This is a genomic window from Streptomyces sp. NPDC059850 (genome assembly GCF_042731515.1).
Classification (GTDB): domain Bacteria; phylum Actinomycetota; class Actinomycetes; order Streptomycetales; family Streptomycetaceae; genus Streptomyces.
This window is the reverse complement of the sequence record NZ_JBHWJI010000007.1, coordinates 131790-147167: the sequence shown is the minus strand read 5'-3', so window position 1 is coordinate 147167 and position 15378 is coordinate 131790. Positions and strand designations below refer to the sequence as shown.

General features: G+C 72.0%; 14 protein-coding genes. 3 read left to right on the top strand and 11 right to left on the bottom strand.

Annotated features, from left to right (window positions below):
• Positions 1-7: 7 nt before the first annotated feature.
• Complete coding sequence (locus ACFV9T_RS08215) at positions 8-1480, bottom strand: MFS transporter (RefSeq protein ID WP_385437552.1); 1473 nt, start codon at positions 1478-1480, stop codon at positions 8-10.
• A 93-nt stretch (positions 1481-1573) separates the two neighbouring features.
• Here ACFV9T_RS08215 and ACFV9T_RS08210 point away from each other — a divergent pair, with 93 nt between their 5' ends.
• On the top strand, positions 1574-2767 hold the full coding sequence (locus ACFV9T_RS08210; RefSeq protein ID WP_385437551.1) for a cytochrome P450: 1194 nt from the start codon (positions 1574-1576) through the stop codon (positions 2765-2767).
• 12 nt (positions 2768-2779) lie between these two features.
• Here the strand turns inward: ACFV9T_RS08210 and alc are convergent, their stop codons facing one another.
• The 4 genes from alc to ACFV9T_RS08190 all read right to left on the bottom strand — a co-directional run bounded on the left by alc (position 2780) and on the right by ACFV9T_RS08190 (position 7710).
• Positions 2780-3982 (bottom strand): allantoicase, encoded by a 1203-nt coding sequence (gene alc / locus ACFV9T_RS08205; RefSeq protein WP_385437550.1) that lies wholly within the window; start codon positions 3980-3982, stop codon positions 2780-2782.
• A 150-nt stretch (positions 3983-4132) separates the two neighbouring features.
• Positions 4133-5911 carry a glyoxylate carboligase gene (gene gcl / locus ACFV9T_RS08200; protein ID WP_385437548.1) on the bottom strand — a complete coding sequence of 593 codons (1779 nt, stop codon included), beginning with the start codon at positions 5909-5911 and terminating at the stop codon, positions 4133-4135.
• 26 nt (positions 5912-5937) lie between these two features.
• Positions 5938-6834, bottom strand: a complete 897-nt coding sequence (locus ACFV9T_RS08195) for a 2-hydroxy-3-oxopropionate reductase (RefSeq protein WP_385437547.1) — start codon at positions 6832-6834, stop codon at positions 5938-5940.
• Between the two features lie 42 nt (positions 6835-6876).
• The gene (locus tag ACFV9T_RS08190; RefSeq protein ID WP_385437545.1) at positions 6877-7710 is read right to left on the bottom strand and encodes a hydroxypyruvate isomerase family protein; all 834 of its coding nucleotides are present in this window, start codon (positions 7708-7710) and stop codon (positions 6877-6879) included.
• Positions 7711-8105: 395 nt separating this feature from the next.
• Here ACFV9T_RS08190 and ACFV9T_RS08185 point away from each other — a divergent pair, with 395 nt between their 5' ends.
• Together ACFV9T_RS08185 and ACFV9T_RS08180 are read left to right on the top strand one after the other, a co-directional pair.
• Positions 8106-8306 carry a DUF3311 domain-containing protein gene (locus ACFV9T_RS08185; protein WP_385437544.1) on the top strand — a complete coding sequence of 67 codons (201 nt, stop codon included), beginning with the start codon at positions 8106-8108 and terminating at the stop codon, positions 8304-8306.
• Positions 8303-9796: a sodium:solute symporter gene (locus tag ACFV9T_RS08180; RefSeq protein WP_385437542.1), complete on the top strand. Its 1494-nt coding sequence runs from the start codon at positions 8303-8305 to the stop codon at positions 9794-9796. Before ACFV9T_RS08185 ends, ACFV9T_RS08180 begins: the two co-directional genes overlap by 4 nt.
• 74 nt (positions 9797-9870) lie before the next feature.
• Here the strand turns inward: ACFV9T_RS08180 and rpsN are convergent, their stop codons facing one another.
• The 6 genes from rpsN to ACFV9T_RS08150 form a co-directional block, all read right to left on the bottom strand.
• Positions 9871-10176: a 30S ribosomal protein S14 gene (gene rpsN / locus ACFV9T_RS08175; RefSeq protein ID WP_385437541.1), complete on the bottom strand. Its 306-nt coding sequence runs from the start codon at positions 10174-10176 to the stop codon at positions 9871-9873.
• Positions 10176-10412 carry a 50S ribosomal protein L28 gene (gene rpmB / locus ACFV9T_RS08170; protein ID WP_385437540.1) on the bottom strand — a complete coding sequence of 79 codons (237 nt, stop codon included), beginning with the start codon at positions 10410-10412 and terminating at the stop codon, positions 10176-10178. Before rpmB ends, rpsN begins: the two co-directional genes overlap by 1 nt.
• 71 nt (positions 10413-10483) lie before the next feature.
• Positions 10484-11983, bottom strand: a complete 1500-nt coding sequence (locus tag ACFV9T_RS08165; protein ID WP_385437539.1) for an ABC transporter ATP-binding protein — start codon at positions 11981-11983, stop codon at positions 10484-10486.
• Entirely contained in the window at positions 11980-12810 is an 831-nt protein-coding gene (locus ACFV9T_RS08160) for an ABC transporter permease (RefSeq protein ID WP_385437537.1), read from the bottom strand. Before ACFV9T_RS08160 ends, ACFV9T_RS08165 begins: the two co-directional genes overlap by 4 nt.
• Entirely contained in the window at positions 12807-13760 is a 954-nt protein-coding gene (locus ACFV9T_RS08155) for an ABC transporter permease (RefSeq protein ID WP_385437536.1), read from the bottom strand. Before ACFV9T_RS08155 ends, ACFV9T_RS08160 begins: the two co-directional genes overlap by 4 nt.
• Positions 13757-15358 carry an ABC transporter substrate-binding protein gene (locus tag ACFV9T_RS08150; RefSeq protein ID WP_385437535.1) on the bottom strand — a complete coding sequence of 534 codons (1602 nt, stop codon included), beginning with the start codon at positions 15356-15358 and terminating at the stop codon, positions 13757-13759. The genes ACFV9T_RS08155 and ACFV9T_RS08150 overlap by 4 nt, the downstream gene beginning before the upstream one ends.
• Positions 15359-15378 lie beyond the last annotated feature (20 nt).

Sequence of the window (15378 nt, the reverse complement as noted above, 5' to 3'; positions counted from 1 at the left end):
GATCCGTCTACCCGGCGCGCGTGGCCCCATGCGTGGCCGTCGCGGGCGCCGCCGCCACCGGAGTCGCAGGGCGCTGCCGGGGCAGGAAAGCGGCGAGGACGAAGGCGAGCAGGGCCGCTCCGGCACCGATGGCCATGACCACCCGGAAGCCGTCCTGGGCAGGGAGGGTGACGGGGCCCAGTGTGGTGGTCATCTCGGCCAGGACGACGCCCGCCACCGCGCTGGAGATCGAGGTGCCGATGGACCGCATCAGAGTGTTGAGGCTGTTGGCCGCGGCCGTCTCCGTCACCGGCACGGCCGCCATGACGAGCGCGGGCATGGAGCCGTAGGCGAGCCCGATACCGGCGCCGATGACACAGGACACCAGGACGAGGTGCCAGATGGCCGACATCAGCACGATGTTGAGGGCGTAACCCGAGGAGACCACGACGGCGCCGATCATCAGCGTCACCTTGGGTCCCTGGTTCTTGGAGATACGGGCCGACAGCGGCGCCATGGCCATCATCACCAGACCCGACGGCGCCATGACGAGGCCGACGGTCAGCATCGTCTCCCCGAGGCCGAAACCGGTGGCCTTCGGCATCTGGAGCAGCTGCGGCATCAGCAGGGACATCGCGAACATGGAGAAGCCGAACACCGCGGAGGCGAGGTTGGTGAGCAGCACCTGACGCCGCGCGGTGGTGCGCAGGTCCACCAGCGGCCGCGCGGACCGCAGTTCCCACCGGCCCCACAGCGCCAGCGTGACCGCCGAGGCGAGGAAAAGACCGAGGGTGAGCCCGCTGGACCAGCCCCAGGCGGCCCCCTTGGAGATCGCCAGCAGCAGGCAGACCAGCGCGACCGAGAGACCGGCCGCCCCCGCCACGTCGAACCGTCCGCCGCTGCGCACCGCGGATTCGGGGACGAGCCTGGCGACGAGCACGGTGGCGAGGACGCCGAATCCGGCGGCGGTCCAGAACAGCACATGCCAGTCGGCGCGTTCGGCCAGCAGCGCGGCGGCGGGCAGGCCCAGGGCGCCGCCGACCCCGAGCGAGGCGCTCATCAGGGCGGTGGCCGCACCGAGCCGTTCGGCGGGCAGTTCGTCGCGCATGATGCTGATGCCGAGCGGTATGACCCCGGCCGCCAGGCCCTGCAGGGCGCGTCCGACGACCATCGGGGCGAGGGAGTCGCTGAGGGCGCCGACGACCGACCCGGCCACCAGCAGGCCCAGGCTGATCAGGAGCATGCGGCGCTTGCCGTACATGTCTCCCAGCCGCCCGATCACCGGTGTCGCGACGGCGGCCGCGAGCAGGGTGGCGGTCACCGCCCAGGTGGCGTCCGAGGCCGAGGCGTTCAGCAGGCCGGGGAGCTTGGGGATCAGCGGGATCACCAGGGTCTGCATCAGCGAGACCACGATCCCGGCGAAGGCCAGGACCGCCACGACGGTGTTCGCCCGCGGCGGTCCGGAGGCTCCGGCGGCGGGTCTGGGCAGGGCGTCGGACATGGCGGAGCCTCCGTCTGGGACAAATTTAAATCAGCTGGTTGACTTAATGTACCGGACCGGGAAGGCTGTGACACAGCAGAGGAAGGGACAGGCATGACGCTTGCGGAATTTCCGATGGCCAGGGCGGCGGGCTGCCCGTTCGACCCGCCTCCCGCGCTGCGGGAGGCGACGGAGGAGGGGCCGCTCGCGAGAGTCCGGCTGTGGGACGGCAGCACACCGTGGCTGGTGACCCGGCACGCCGAGCAGCGGGCCCTGCTGGGCGACGCGCGGGTCAGCGCCGACGCCGCCCGGCCCGGCTATCCCAGCTCGGCCCCGCTGCCCCCGGGCGGTACCGGCTTCAGCTTCATCCTCATGGACGACCCCGAACACGCCCGGCTCCGGCGGATGGTCACGGCACCGTTCGCCATCAAGCGGGTGGCGGCGATGCGTCCGGCCGTGCAGAAGATCGTGGACGGGCTGATCGACGAGCTGCTGGCCGGACCAGCTCCGGCCGACCTGGTACGGGAGTTCGCCCTGCCGGTGCCCTCGCTGGTGATCTGCGAGCTGCTGGGCGTGCCGTACGCCGACCACGACTTCTTCCAGGAGAACAGCAACGTCCTCATCAACCGTGAGGTGACGCCCGAAAGGCGGTCGGCCGCCCACGCGGCGCTGCTCGGCTACCTGGACGGCCTGATGGGCGAGAAGATCGCCCACCCCGTGGACGACCTGCTGTCCGGGCTGGCCGGACGGGTCACGGCGGGCGAGCTGACCCGCGAGCAGGCGGCGCAGACCGGCGTACTACTCCTGCTCGCGGGCCACGAGACCACCGCGAACATGATCGCGCTGGGCACCCTCGCCCTGCTGGAGAATCCCGGACAGCTCGCCCTGCTGCGGGAGTCGGACGATCCGAAGCTCATCGCCTCGGCGGTGGAGGAGCTGCTGCGCTACCTCAACATCACGCACAGCGGGCGGCGCCGGGTGGCGCTGGACGACATCGAGGTCGCGGGCCAGGTGATCCGGGCCGGGGAGGGGATCATCCTGGCCAACGACATCGCCAACCGGGACCCCGAGGTCTTCCCCGACCCCGACCGGCTGGACATCGAGCGCGACGCCCGCCGCCATGTGGCGTTCGGCTTCGGGGTGCACCAGTGCCTTGGCCAGCCGCTGGCCCGGATGGAGCTGCAGGTCGTCTACAGCACGCTCTACCGCCGCATCCCCACCCTCCGGCTGGCCACCGATCTGGAGAAGATCCCCTTCAAGCACGACGGTTCGGTCTACGGCGTCTACGAACTGCCCGTGACCTGGTGAACCCCGTCCGGCTCAGGCCGGGTTCACGCCCAGCAGGCTCCGTACCCGGGCGGCGAAGAGCGGGTCGGCACCCTCCAGCGCCTTCCGCAGCCCGGCCTCGTCGGCGAAGGGCCGCGCGGCCGCGAACTCCCGCGCCCGGTCCGCCGGGGCGCCGCACTCGGCGCCGAGGACGGCCGTCGCCTGGTCCGCGGGCAGCGCGTCGAACCAGCGCAGCCCGAGCGCGGCCAGGCCGTCCGGGGTGGGCGCGCCGAAGAGCCGGAGACGGGCCAGGCCGCCGTCCGGGTGGATGTCCAGCCGGACGTGGGTGACCGGCTGGGTGGTGGTGAGCCGGAAGCGGTGCGGGGTGTCCCGCTGCAACCGGGTGCGCGGCAGCAGGTCGAACCACGCGCCGGCGGCGTCCAGGTCCCCGGCGGTGGCGTCGATACCGCGCAGCCGGGCCGAGCCGGGGGAGTTGCCGATGAAGTACGAGGTGTCGATGGTCGCGTGGGTGATACGGCCGCGGGTGGCGAGCTGTGCCACGATCCAGTCGTTGCCGTCGTCGCGGCGCCTGCGGGTCTCCCAGCCGTCGCCCATGACCCGGGGCAGCCCGGGGGCGAGGACGTTGTTGGGCGGGGAGTAGAACCGGTTGCTGGCGTCGATGACCTCGCCGCCGTTCTCCACGGCCGCCAGGTCGAAGGCGGCGGGGTTAAGGAAGCGCGGATCCGGCACCACCTGTCCGTGGACGCGCAGCCGCGCCACCCCTCCGTCCGGGTGGATGTTCAGCCGGACATGGGTGAAGCGCTGCTCCACGTCCACGGCGAAGCGGTGCTCGCTGTCGCCGCCCAGGGCGCTCTTGGGGACGATGCTCACCCACTCGGCGTCCGCGATCTCCTCGGGCGTGGGATGGCCTTCGACCGCGCACGCCTCGAGAGAGCAGTGTTCGGGGTAGTTGCCGGTGAAGTGGGCCGTGTCGACGACGACGCCGTGGATCACGCCGGGGGTGCCGAGGCGGACGATCGCCCAGTCGTGGTCCCCGTCCTCGAATTCGGGGCGGCGCCGCCGGGTCTCCCAGCCGTCCATGATCTGGCCCTTGTGGCCGAAGGTGTGGGGCTGGAAGACCGGTGCCGCGGGGCGGAGCAGGTTCTCCTTCTCGGCGAAGAACTCGTCGTTGGCCGCGATGACGCCGCCGCCGAGCGCGCGGGCGGCGAGGTCGGGCAGCAGGGTGAAGTCCGTCATGTCTCTCCTGGGCTCGGGAGTCGGCTCCGATTCGGCTCGGGGGCCGGCTCGGGAGCCGTTGCCTGGAAGCCTCCCGGCGGCGCGGCTTCGACCGCGTGGATCACGCCGCCGGGAGGAGCTTGAGGGTGCCGGGCGGGGCCGCCCGGGGGGTCATCCGAGGGCGGTGCGGACCGCCGTGGGGGCGTGTTCGGGGCTGGTGGCCAGCTCCTCGAACTCGTTGACGTTGTCGAGTTCGGTGCCCATGGACACGTTGGTGACGCGCTCCAGGATGACCTCGACGACGACCGGCACCCGGTGTTCGGCCATGAGCTTCCTGGCCTCTTCCAGGGCGGGCGCGATGCGGTCGGGTTCGAAGACCCGGATGGCCTTGCAACCGAGCCCTTCGGCGACCTTCACGTGGTCGACGCCGTAGCCGCCGACCTCGGGGGCGTTGATGTTGTCGAAGGAGAGCTGGACGCAGTAGTCCATGTCGAAACCGCGCTGGGCCTGGCGGATCAGCCCCAGATAGGCGTTGTTGACGACGACATGGAGGTACGGGATCTGGAACTGGGCCCCGACCGCGAGTTCTTCGATCATGAACTGGAAGTCGTAGTCGCCGGAGAGGGCGACGACGGTGGCGTCCGGGTCGGCCGTCGCCACGCCCAGCGCGGCCGGGACGGTCCAGCCCAGTGGCCCGGCCTGACCGGCGTTGATCCAGTGCCGGGGGCGGTAGACGTGCAGCATCTGGGCGGCCTGGATCTGGGAGAGGCCGATCGTGGAGACATAGCGGGTGTCCGGCCCGAACGCCCGGTTCATCTCCTCGTAGACCCGCTGCGGTTTGACCGGCACCTGGTCGAAGTGGGTCTTGCGCAGCATCGAGCCCTTGCGGCGGCGGCAGCTGTCGGCCCAGTCGGCGCGGTCCCTGAGGGTGCCCGCCGCCTTGAGTATCCGGGCGGCCTCGACGAACAGCCGCAGGGCGGCCCCGGCGTCGGAGACGATGCCGTAGTCGGGCGCGAACACCCGGCCGATCTGGGTGGGCTCGATGTCGACGTGGACGAAGGTGCGGTCCTTGGTGTACGTGTCGACGCCGCCGGTGTGGCGGTTGGCCCAGCGGTTGCCGACGCCGAGGACGAAGTCCGACTCCAGCAGGGTGGCGTTGCCGTAGCGGTGGGAGGTCTGGAGGCCGACCATGCCCGCCATCAGCGGATGGTCGTCGGGGATGGACCCCCAGCCCATCAGGGTGGGCACCACGGGCACCCCGGTCAGCTCGGCGAACTCCACCAGCAGATCGGCCGCGTCGGCGTTGATGATGCCGCCGCCCGCCACCAGCAGCGGCCGCTCGGCGGCCTGGAGCAGCCCGATCGCCTTGTCGATCTGCGCCCGGGTGGCGGCCGGTTTGTGGATCGGCAGCGGCTCGTAGGTGTCCGGGTCGAACTCGATCTCGGCCATCTGGACGTCGATGGGCAGGTCGATCAGGACCGGTCCGGGGCGGCCGGACCGCATGAGGTGGAACGCCTGCTGGAACGCGCCCGGCACCTGGGCGGGCTCCAGCACGGTCATCGCCATCTTGGTCAGCGGCGCCGCGATCGAGGCGATGTCGACCGCCTGGAAGTCCTCCTTGTGCAGCTTGGCCACCGCCGCCTGCCCGGTGATGCACAGGATCGGGATCGAATCGGCGCTCGCCGAGTACAGGCCGGTGATCATGTCGGTGCCCGCGGGGCCGCTGGTGCCCACACAGACCCCGATGTTCCCGGACTTGGCCCGGGTGTAGCCCTCGGCCATGTGCGAGGCGCCCTCGACGTGCCGGGCCAGGACGTGGGTGAGGCCGCCGTTGCCGCGCATCGCGGCGTAGAAGGGGTTGATCGCCGCTCCGGGGAGACCGAAGACGTGGGTGGTGCCCTCGCGCTTGAGGATTTCCACCGCCGCCTGGGCCGCTGTCATACGCGCCATGGGGTTGCTCCTGTGGTTCCGGGGGTTCAGTGGATGTCGCGGCCGGCCAGGCGCTCGACGCCGCGCAGCAGTGCGGAGTGGTCCAGGCCGCCGTCGCCGCAGGCGCGGGCGGAGGCGACCAGCTGGGCGACGACGGAGCCGACGGGCAGCGGTGCGCCGACCGCCCGGGCGGCGTCGGTGACGATGCCCATGTCCTTGTGGTGCAGATCGATGCGGAAACCGGGCTGGAACTGACGGTTCAGTACGGCGTCCCGCTTGCGGGCCAGCACGGTCGACCCGGCCAGGCCGCCGCCCAGCACCTCCAGCGCCGCCCCCAGGTCCACCCCGGCGTTCTCCAGGAACACCACGGCCTCGGCCAGCGCCTCGAGGTGGACGGCGACCATCAGCTGGTTGGCGGCCTTGACCGTCTGGCCGGAGCCGTGCGGGCCGACGTGCACGATGGTGGTGCCCAGCGCCTCGAACACGGGCCCCGCCTCGGCGAAGTCGTCCGGCTCGCCGCCGACCATGATGGACAGCACGCCCTCGACCGCTCCGGCCTCACCGCCGGAGACCGGGGCGTCCAGCGTGCGGACGCCCTTCTGCTCGGCGGCGGCCTCGACCTCCAGGGAGGTCTGCGGGGTGATGCTGCTCATGTCGATCAGCAGGGTGCCCGGCGCGGCGTGGGCCAGGACGCCGTCCTCGCCGAGGACGACCTCCTTCACCTGCGGGTCGGCCGGGACCATGGTGATGACGACCTCGGCGTCGCGCACCGCCTGGGCGATGCTGTCCGCGCCGTGGCCACCGGCCGCGGTGAGCTTGTCGACGGCGGGGCGGCTCCGGTTGTAGCCGGTGACGGTGTGCCCGGCCCTGACCAGGTTGGCGGCCATCGGGCCGCCCATGATGCCCAGGCCGATGAAGGCGATCTTCCGTGGTGTGGCGGTCATCGTGGCGCTCCTTCGTATCGTGGCGGTTGTTCGGACACCGGGTCAGGCGTGGGTAGAGCTGCCGCGCCGCTCGCGCGGGAGCCAGTCGAAGCTGTCGGCGGTCGGGCCCTGGGCCTTGTACTCCAGACCCACCCAGCCGTCGTAGCCCGCCTTCTCCAGCGCGGTCAGCTGCCCGTCGAGGTCCAGCCCGCCGGTGCCCGGGGCGCCCCTGCCGGGCGCGTCGGCGATCTGGACGTGGCCGACGCGTCCGGCGTGGTCGGCGATCACCCGCGCCACGTCGTCGCCGTTGACGGCCAGGTGGTAGAGGTCGGCGAGGAAGCGGAGGTTGCGGGCGCCGGACGCGCGCTCGACCCGGTCGATGACGCCGAGCGCGTCCGCCGCGGTGAGCAGCGGATACGCGGGGGCGCCGCTGACCGGCTCCACCAGGACCGTGCCGCCGATGCGCCCGGCGGCCTCGGCGGCGAGCGCCAGGTTCTCGGTGGCGAGGGCGTCCTGCTCGGCCGGGTCGGCTCCCTCGACGCGGTTGCCGTAGAGGGCGTTGAACGCGCGGCAGCCCAGCTGTTCGCCGATGGCGACGGTCACGTCGATGTTGTCGCGGAACTCCGTGCCGCGGGCGGGCCAGGACACCAGGCCGCGGTCACCGCCGGGCATGTCCCCGGCGAAGAAGTTCAGCCCGGTCAGCCGGACCCCGGCGTCCCGCACCGCCTGGATGAAGGCGTCGATGTCCTTGTCCTCCGGCACCGCCACGGTGTGGGGCCACCAGAACTCGACGGCGTCGAACCCGGCGGCCTTCGCCGCGGCCGGGCGCTCCAGCAGGGGCAGCTCGGTGAACAGGATCGACAGGTTGACCGTGTACGGGAGGCGGTGGTCGCTCATGTCTCACATCCCAGGAAGGAGAGTGTCCGCAACTTCCACGATGCGGATAGTGTTTTTTGCTTAGCGGAATAACAACCCGCGAGGCGTGCTGGCGTCAAGCCCCTGGCGGCGGTTGATGGCGATGGGCCCGCTTCAACAAAATGTTTGATCCATCCGGTCCGTGCGAAGCGTTGACATGGCTTCGCGGCGGACCTATACATCTCCCAAGTTGAAAAAAGTTTTCCGCGAAGTGGAATGGCCTGGATGGGGAGAGGTGACCACCCCCTCCCATGGGCCGAGCCGTCCCCCGGTGGCAGCACCCCCAGCACCCCGGCGGGACCGTCCCACGCTCGTGTCATCCCCAGAGGAGCCCCGCCCCGTCTGTGGAGTGCGGCCCGCCCCAGGAGGTTCTTGACGTGAAACCCATCCATCTGCTCGGCGCGATCCCGTTTCTCGGGATCCTCGGGGGGATCTTCTTCGTCAACCGGGTGACGCCCTACGTCCTCGGTATGCCGTTCATCCTCTTCTGGCTGGTCCTGTGGGTCGTGCTGATCTCGGTGACCATGGCCGTCATCTACCGGCTCGACCCCGCCAACCGTGAGGAGACCACCTCGTGATCGCCCTCGCCGTCATCGGCCTCTTCCTCGCCGCCTCGCTGCTGCTGGGGCTGCGCGCCCGCCGCGGCAGGGACATGGACCTCGAACAGTGGTCGGTCGGCGGCCGCGGCTTCGGCACGATCTTCGTCTTCCTGCTGCTGGCCGGCGAGATCTACACGACCTTCACCTTCCTCGGCGCCTCGGGCTGGGCGTACGGCAAGGGCGCCCCGGCGTACTACATCCTCTGTTACGCCTCACTCGCCTATGTGCTGTCCTACTGGCTGCTCCCGGCCGTGTGGCGGTACGCCAAGCAGCACCGGCTGATCTCGCAGTCCGACTTCTTCGTGGCCAAGTTCGAGAGCCCGCTGCTCGGCGCCCTCGTGGCCCTCGTCGGTGTCATCGCGATGGTGCCGTACCTCGTCCTGCAGCTGAAGGGGCTCGGGATCATCGTGTCCGTCTCCTCCGACGGCCGCATCCCCTCCCACTGGGCCATCGTGATCGGCACGGTCGCCCTGACCGTCTACGTCACCATCTCGGGCATCCACGGTTCCGCGTGGACCGCCGTCATGAAGGACGTGACCATCCTCGCGGTCGTCCTGATCCTGGGCATCTATCTGCCGATCCACTACTTCGGCGGCTTCGAGAACATGTTCCAGGCGGTCGACAAGAGCCAGGCGGGCTTCCTCACGCTGCCCTCCAGCGGCATGAGCACCTCGTGGTTCTCCTCCACCGTGCTGCTCTCGGCGCTCGGCTTCTACATGTGGCCGCACACCTTCAGCGCCGCCTACAGCGCGCAGAACGAACGTGTCTTCCGCCGCAACGCCATCTTCATGCCGCTCTACCAGCTCATCCTGCTCTTCGTCTTCTTCGTCGGCTTCACCGCCATCCTCGTCGTGCCCGGCCTCAAGGGCGCCGACGCGGACCTCTCGCTGCTGCGCATCACCACCGCCACGTTCCCCTCGTGGTTCGTGGGCATCGTCGGCGGCGCGGGGCTGCTCACCGCGCTGGTCCCCGGATCGCTGCTCCTCATGACGTCCGCGACCTGCCTGGCGAAGAACGTCTACCGCCTCGCCCGCCCGCAGAGCAGTGACCGCCAGGTGACCCGCCTGGCGCAGTGGCTGGTCCCCGCGCTCGCGCTGGTGTCCCTCTACTTCACCTTCAACGGCGGCAGTTCGATCGTGTCGCTGCTGCTCATGGGCTACGCCCTGGTGACCCAGCTCTTCCCCGCCCTGCTGGCGAGTCTGGCCAAGCGGAATCCGGTCACCAAGCAGGGAGCGGCCGCGGGCATCGTCGTCGGAGTGGTCACGGTCGCCGCCGTCACCCTCTCCGGCGCCACGGTCGGCAGTCTGCTGCCGGGATTCCCGCAAGCGATCAAGGATCTGAACGTGGGCGTCATCGCGCTGGTCCTCAACACCGTGGTGATGGTGGCCGTGTCCGCCGCCACCCGCCCGGCGGGGCGCCCCAGCCCCGCGCCGCAGGCCCAGCCCGAGGCCACGGCCGGTGCGGGCTGATGCCTCGCTGATGGCTCACGCGTACGCCGCCACCCCCGGCCCGGCCGGGGGTGGCGGCGTGTGTACGGGCGGCGTCACCAGCTGCTCTTGGTCACCCCGGGCAGCTCGCCCGCGTGCGCCATCTCGCGCAGCCGGATGCGGGACAGACCGAAGGCGCGCAGATGGCCACGGGGGCGGCCGTCGACGGAGTCCCGGTTGCGTACGCGGGTGGCGCTGGCGTCGCGCGGCTGGCGGCGCAGCTCCCGCTCGGCGGCCAGGCGTTCCTCCTCCGGGGTGTGCGGAGCGGCGATGAGCGCCTTCAGCTGGGCGCGACGCTTGGCGTAGCGGGCGACGATCGCGCGCCGCTGCTCATTCTTGGCGATCTTGCTCTTCTTGGCCATCAGACCTTTCCTCCCCGGGCGCGGATGCGGGCCACGGCGGCCTCGACGCCGATGCTGTCGACGGTCTTGACGGCCCTGGCGCTGAGGGTGAGCCGCACATGGCGGCCCTCGCTGGCCAGCCAGTAGCGCTTGCGCTGGATGTTGGGGTCGAACCGGCGCTTGGTGCGGCGGTGGGAGTGCGAGACATGGTTGCCGAAGCCGGGCTTCCGGCCGGTGAGTTGGCAGTGGGCGGACATGGGTCCTCTCCGGGGTCGTGTCCAGGGTTGTGGCTGCCACCGTAGCAGCTAGATGAAAATGATAACCAAAACTAGTGCTCGACCACCTCGCCCGCGTCCAGGACCACGGTCCGCGTGGCGAGCGAAGCGGTGTCCGTGTCGTGGGTGATGAGGATCAGCGCCAGGTCGTCGCGGTCGCGCAGCAGCGCGGCGAGCAGATCGAGGAGGCCGCGCCGGGTGACGGTGTCCAGGCCCGAGGTGATCTCGTCGCACACCAGCACCCGGGGCCGGGCGAGCAGGGCGCGGGCCAGCGCCGCGCGCTGGAGTTCCCCCCCGGACAGCTGCCCGGGGAGTCGCTGTATCAGCTCGTCCGCCAGGCCGAGGCGGGCCAGGGCTGCCCGCGCCTCGGCCCGCGCGGCGGCCGGGGCCGCGCCCCTGAGCCGTACCGCCGTGCGCGCCACCTGGTCCAGCACCGGCCGGTGTTCGTCGAAGGCGGCCCGCGGGTCCTGGAACACGTACTGGACGGCGGCGGTCTGCTCCCGGGTGCGGACGCGCAGGCTGCGCGGCAGTGGCGTCCCGTCGAGCAGCACCTGCCCGTCGTGGTCCCGGTGGAGTCCGGCCAGGCAGCGGCCGAGGGTGGTCTTGCCGCTGCCCGAGGGGCCGAGGACGGCCAGACAGGTGCCGGTGCGCACGGTGAGTTCGCCGATACGGAGCACAGGGGCCGAGCCGTGGCGGGCGGTCAGCCCGCGCACCCGCAGGACGGCGTCGCCGGGTGGCGCGGGGGCCGTGGCGCCGGTCGCGGGCGCGTGTGCCACGGTCGAGGGCTTCGTGGCCACGGTCGCGGGTCCCGTGGCCACGGTCGTGGATCCGTGTGCCGCGAGGAGTTCGCGGGTCCAGGCGTGGGCGGGGGAGTGCCACACCCGCTCGGCCGGTCCCGCCTCCACCACCTTCCCGTCGCGCATCACCGCCACCTCGTCGGCCAGGGTCCGCACCACGTCGAGGTCGTGGCTGAGCAGCACCACCGCGATGCCCTGCGCGGCCACCGAGGACAGCCGCTCGACGATGCGCCGCTTCGCCACCGGGTCCTGCCCGGTGGTCGGTTCGTCCGCGACCACCACCCGAGCCCCCAGGAGCAGCGCCTGCGCGAGGACGACACGTTGCTGCTGGCCGCCCGACAGCTGATGCGGATAGCGGCGCAACATCGCTCCCCCGTCCGGGAGTTGGGCTTGCGCCAGGGCGGTGAGAACACGTTCGCGTGACCCCGCGCGGCGCTCGGAGCGCGGCAGCTGCCGCACCTGGCCGCGCGCGATGTCACCGAGCAGCGCGCCGACCCGGCGGGCCGGGTTGAGGACGGCCGCCGGGTGCTGGGGCACGTATCCGGCCAGGCCGTCGGCCACCCGGACCCGGCCGGTGACCTTCGCCCCCGGCGGGTACTCGCCGAGCAGCGCGAGGCCCGTGGTGGTCTTGCCACTGCCGGACGAGCCCACCAGCGCGATGACCTTCCCGGGCAGTGCCCGCAGGCTCACCCCGTCGACGATGGCCCGGCCGCCGGTCTCGACGCGCAAGTCCTCGATCTCCGCGACCGCGTTCATGTCCGTTCCCCCTTCTCTGGCTTCTCCGGTCGTTGACGGCGTTCCAGTACGGCGTCGCCCAGCAGGTTGCATCCCGTGGTCAGGGCGACGATCAGCAGCGCGGGCACCACGGCCGCCCAGGGCTGGACGAACAGCCCGGTGCGGTTGCGGTCCACCATGACGGCCCAGTCCGCGGCATCCGGCGCGACGCCGATGCCCAGGAACGCGGCCGTGGCCACCAGATACAGCACTCCGGTGAGCCGGATACCGGCGTCGGTGGCGAGGGTGCGCAGCACCGACCGGCCGACATAGCCGAAGCCGATCCGCCACCATGTCTCGCCCTGCATGCGCAGCGCCTCCACGGCGGGGCGCGAGGCGGCCTCGGCCGCGGCGGCGCGTACGGTCCGGGCGGCGTCCGGGATGGTGGCGAGCGCCACCAGCAGGGCGAGCCCCACGGCGCCCGGCGGGACGGCGGTGGCCACCAGCAGGAGCAGCAGCAGCGACGGCACCGCGAGCAGCACATCGAGGGGACGCATCAGCAGGTCGTCCAGCCGCCGCCGATGGGTCAGCGCGGCCAGCAGCCCGACCGGCAGGGCGATCAGATAGGTGAGGGCCGTCGCGGCGAACGAGACCAGGACCACCGGGCGTCCGCCGAGCAGGATCTGCCGCCCCACATCGCGGCCGGTGAAGTCGGTGCCGAGCCAGTGGCCGCCGCCGAGCGTGAAGGACACGCCGCGCGGCCCGGCCTCGCCCGCGAAGAGCGGCCCGAACAGGGCCAGGGCGAGCGGCACACCGGTGAGCACGACCGCGACCGCGTAGCGCCCCCGCTTGCCGGGGTGGGTCCTCACGCCGCCACCTCCGCCCGGGGCGCGAACCGGTGGGCCACCAGATCGGCGCCGGTGTTGAGGACGACGGTGATGAGCCCGAACACCACCGCGAGCCCCTGGACGACGGGCATGTCGCGCTCGGCGACCGCGTTCAGCAGGACGGTTCCCAGCCCCGGGATCACGAAGAGGCCCTCCACGACGATGACCCCGCACAGCAGCCAGTCCACGGTGCGGGCCAGGTGCTGGGCGGCCGGGGCGACCGCGTTCGGCAGCGCGTGCGCGTAGCGGACCCGGACGCCGGAGACGCCGTACCGGCGGGCCTGGGCGGCGTACGGCGAGGCCAGCGCGTCGATCATCCCGGCGCGCACCAGCCGGGCCAGCGAGCACACCGGCCGGGACAGCAGCACCAGCACGGGCAGCACCAGGGTGGCGGGGTGGGCGAGCAGATCGGTGCCGTAGCCCACGGCGGTCGGCGGAAACCAGCCCAGGCGCAGCGCGAACACGGTCACCAGGAGTGTGCCGAGGGCGAATTCGGGGACGGCGTACACCCCGAGCGCCACCGAGCTGATGACCCGGTCCGTACGGCGCCCCTCGTGGCGGGCCGCGAGCACACCGAGGCCGACACCCAGCGGCACCAGGAGCAGCAGCGTGAGCCCGGCGAGGAGCAGTGTCGGCGGGATGCCATCGGTGACGTACGAGGTGACGGGGCGGCCGGAGACCAGCGAGGTGCCCAGGTCGCCGTGGAGCAGCCCGGACGCCCAGTCCAGCAGCCGCGCGTACGCGGGGCGGTCCAGGTCCATGGCGTCCCGGATGGCGGCGATCCGCGCCGGGTCGGGCTGGTCCCCGGCCAGCGCCACGGCCGCGTCGCCCGGCAGTGCCTCGGCGAGCGCGAACACCAGCAGCACCACGGCCACGGTCTGCGCCGCGCCGAGCAGCAGCCGCCGGGCGAGCCAGGAGCGCAGACCCGTCACCGCAGCCAGACCTTGTCGAACCGGGCCCAGTCCAGCGTGTTGGCCGGTGCGTCGCGCGCCACGCCGCCGACCGTGCGGGCCGTACCGATGATCCAGTCGGCGAACCCCCAGACCAGGAAGCCCCCTTCGGCGTACAGACGGCGCTGCATGCGCGCGTACACGGCCGCCCGCTGCTTGGCGTCCCTGGTGGACTGGGCCTGCTGGTAGAGGGCGTCGAAGTCCTTGTGCTGCCAGTGGGTGGCGTTGGTGGTGGAGCCGGTGAGCAGCCGCTGGGAGATATGGGATTCGATGGGCATGGCGCCGGAGCGGTAGCTGCACAGGGTGCCGGAGTCGAGGATGTCGTTCCAGTACGAGTCCTTGCTGCCGTTGCGCACCGTGATGGTGACCCCGGCCTTGGCGGCCTGGTCGCGGAAGATCCCGGCGGCCTCGGTGAATCCGGCGGCGACGGCCGAGGTGTCGAGGGTGACCCTGAGGTCTTCCGCGCCCGCCCGCTTGAGCAGTTCGCGGGCGCGTCCGAGGTCCTGTTCGCGTTGCGGCAGGCCGTCGGCGTAGTACGCGTAACCCTTGCCGAAGAGGTCGTTGCCGATCTCGCCCGCCCCGGACAGGGCGCCGTCCACCAGCTCCTTCCGGTCGGCGATGAGGAAGAACGCCTCGCGGACCCGCTGGTCGTCGAAGGGCGGGCGGTCGGTCTTCATGGCGAACGCCTGCATGGCGCTGCCCTTCAGCCGGACGATCTCGATCTGGCCGGTCCCCTCGTGGGCGCGCGCCGTGGCGGGGTTCAGCTCGTGGGCGTATTCCACCTGGCCGCCGAGGAGGGAGTTGACGCGCGCGGACTCGTCGTTCGCGACGATGAATTCCAGCCGGTCGAGGTAGGGCGCGCCGTCCCAGTAGGCGTCGTTGCGCCGCAGCACGGTGGAGCGGCCGGGGGAGAACGAGACGAGGCGGAAGGGCCCGCTGCCGACCGGCGTCCGATCGAAGTCCTCGGCGCCCTCGGGGACGATGTACGCGCCGAACGCGGCGAGCACATTGGGGAATTCGGCGGTCGGGCGCTTGAGGACGAACTCGACCGTCCGCCGGTCCAGCGCCCGGCTGGCCTTCAGATCGATGGGCTCCAGCGACGCCTTGGCGCGGAAGGCCTTCGCCGGGGAGGCGATGCGGCGGTAGCTGTAGAGGACATCGCCTGCGGTCACCGGCTTTCCGTCGTGGAAGGCGGCATCCCTGAGCGTGACCTTCCAGCGGTCCAGGCCCGCGTTCGGCTCCCACGACGCGGCGAGGCGCGGCCGGGCCACGAGGTTCGCGTCGTAGTCGGCGAGCTTGTCGTAGAGCGCCTTGGCGCGGGCGGCGTCGGCGAACAGGGCGCCCAGATGCGGATCGAGGCTCTCGCTCGCCCCGCCACCGGCGAACGCGGCGCGCAGCCGCCCGCCGCGCTTCGGCTTGCCCTCGCCCGGTCCGGGCGCGCCGGAGGGGGCGCCGCCACATCCGGTGAGGGCGAGCGCGCCGAGCGAGGCCGCGCCCGAGGCGGCGAGGAAGCCACGGCGGTGGAGGCCCGGGTGGCGGAGGCTCGGGTGACGGAGGCGGGGCGCGGGGTCGTCATGCATGCGGTGTCCTTGGCTGAGGG

Excerpts from the sequence above, each read along its gene's own strand:
- ACFV9T_RS08215 (WP_385437552.1), bottom strand. The coding sequence starts at position 1,480 with ATGTCCGACGCCCTGCCCAGACCCGCCGCCGGAGCCTCCGGACCGCCG.
- ACFV9T_RS08210 (WP_385437551.1), top strand. The coding sequence starts at position 1,574 with ATGACGCTTGCGGAATTTCCGATGGCCAGGGCGGCGGGCTGCCCGTTC.
- alc (WP_385437550.1), bottom strand. The coding sequence starts at position 3,982 with ATGACGGACTTCACCCTGCTGCCCGACCTCGCCGCCCGCGCGCTCGGC.
- gcl (WP_385437548.1), bottom strand. The coding sequence starts at position 5,911 with ATGGCGCGTATGACAGCGGCCCAGGCGGCGGTGGAAATCCTCAAGCGC.
- ACFV9T_RS08195 (WP_385437547.1), bottom strand. The coding sequence starts at position 6,834 with ATGACCGCCACACCACGGAAGATCGCCTTCATCGGCCTGGGCATCATG.
- ACFV9T_RS08190 (WP_385437545.1), bottom strand. The coding sequence starts at position 7,710 with ATGAGCGACCACCGCCTCCCGTACACGGTCAACCTGTCGATCCTGTTC.
- rpsN (WP_385437541.1), bottom strand. The coding sequence starts at position 10,176 with ATGGCCAAGAAGAGCAAGATCGCCAAGAATGAGCAGCGGCGCGCGATC.
- rpmB (WP_385437540.1), bottom strand. The coding sequence starts at position 10,412 with ATGTCCGCCCACTGCCAACTCACCGGCCGGAAGCCCGGCTTCGGCAAC.
- ACFV9T_RS08165 (WP_385437539.1), bottom strand. The coding sequence starts at position 11,983 with ATGAACGCGGTCGCGGAGATCGAGGACTTGCGCGTCGAGACCGGCGGC.
- ACFV9T_RS08150 (WP_385437535.1), bottom strand. The coding sequence starts at position 15,358 with ATGCATGACGACCCCGCGCCCCGCCTCCGTCACCCGAGCCTCCGCCAC.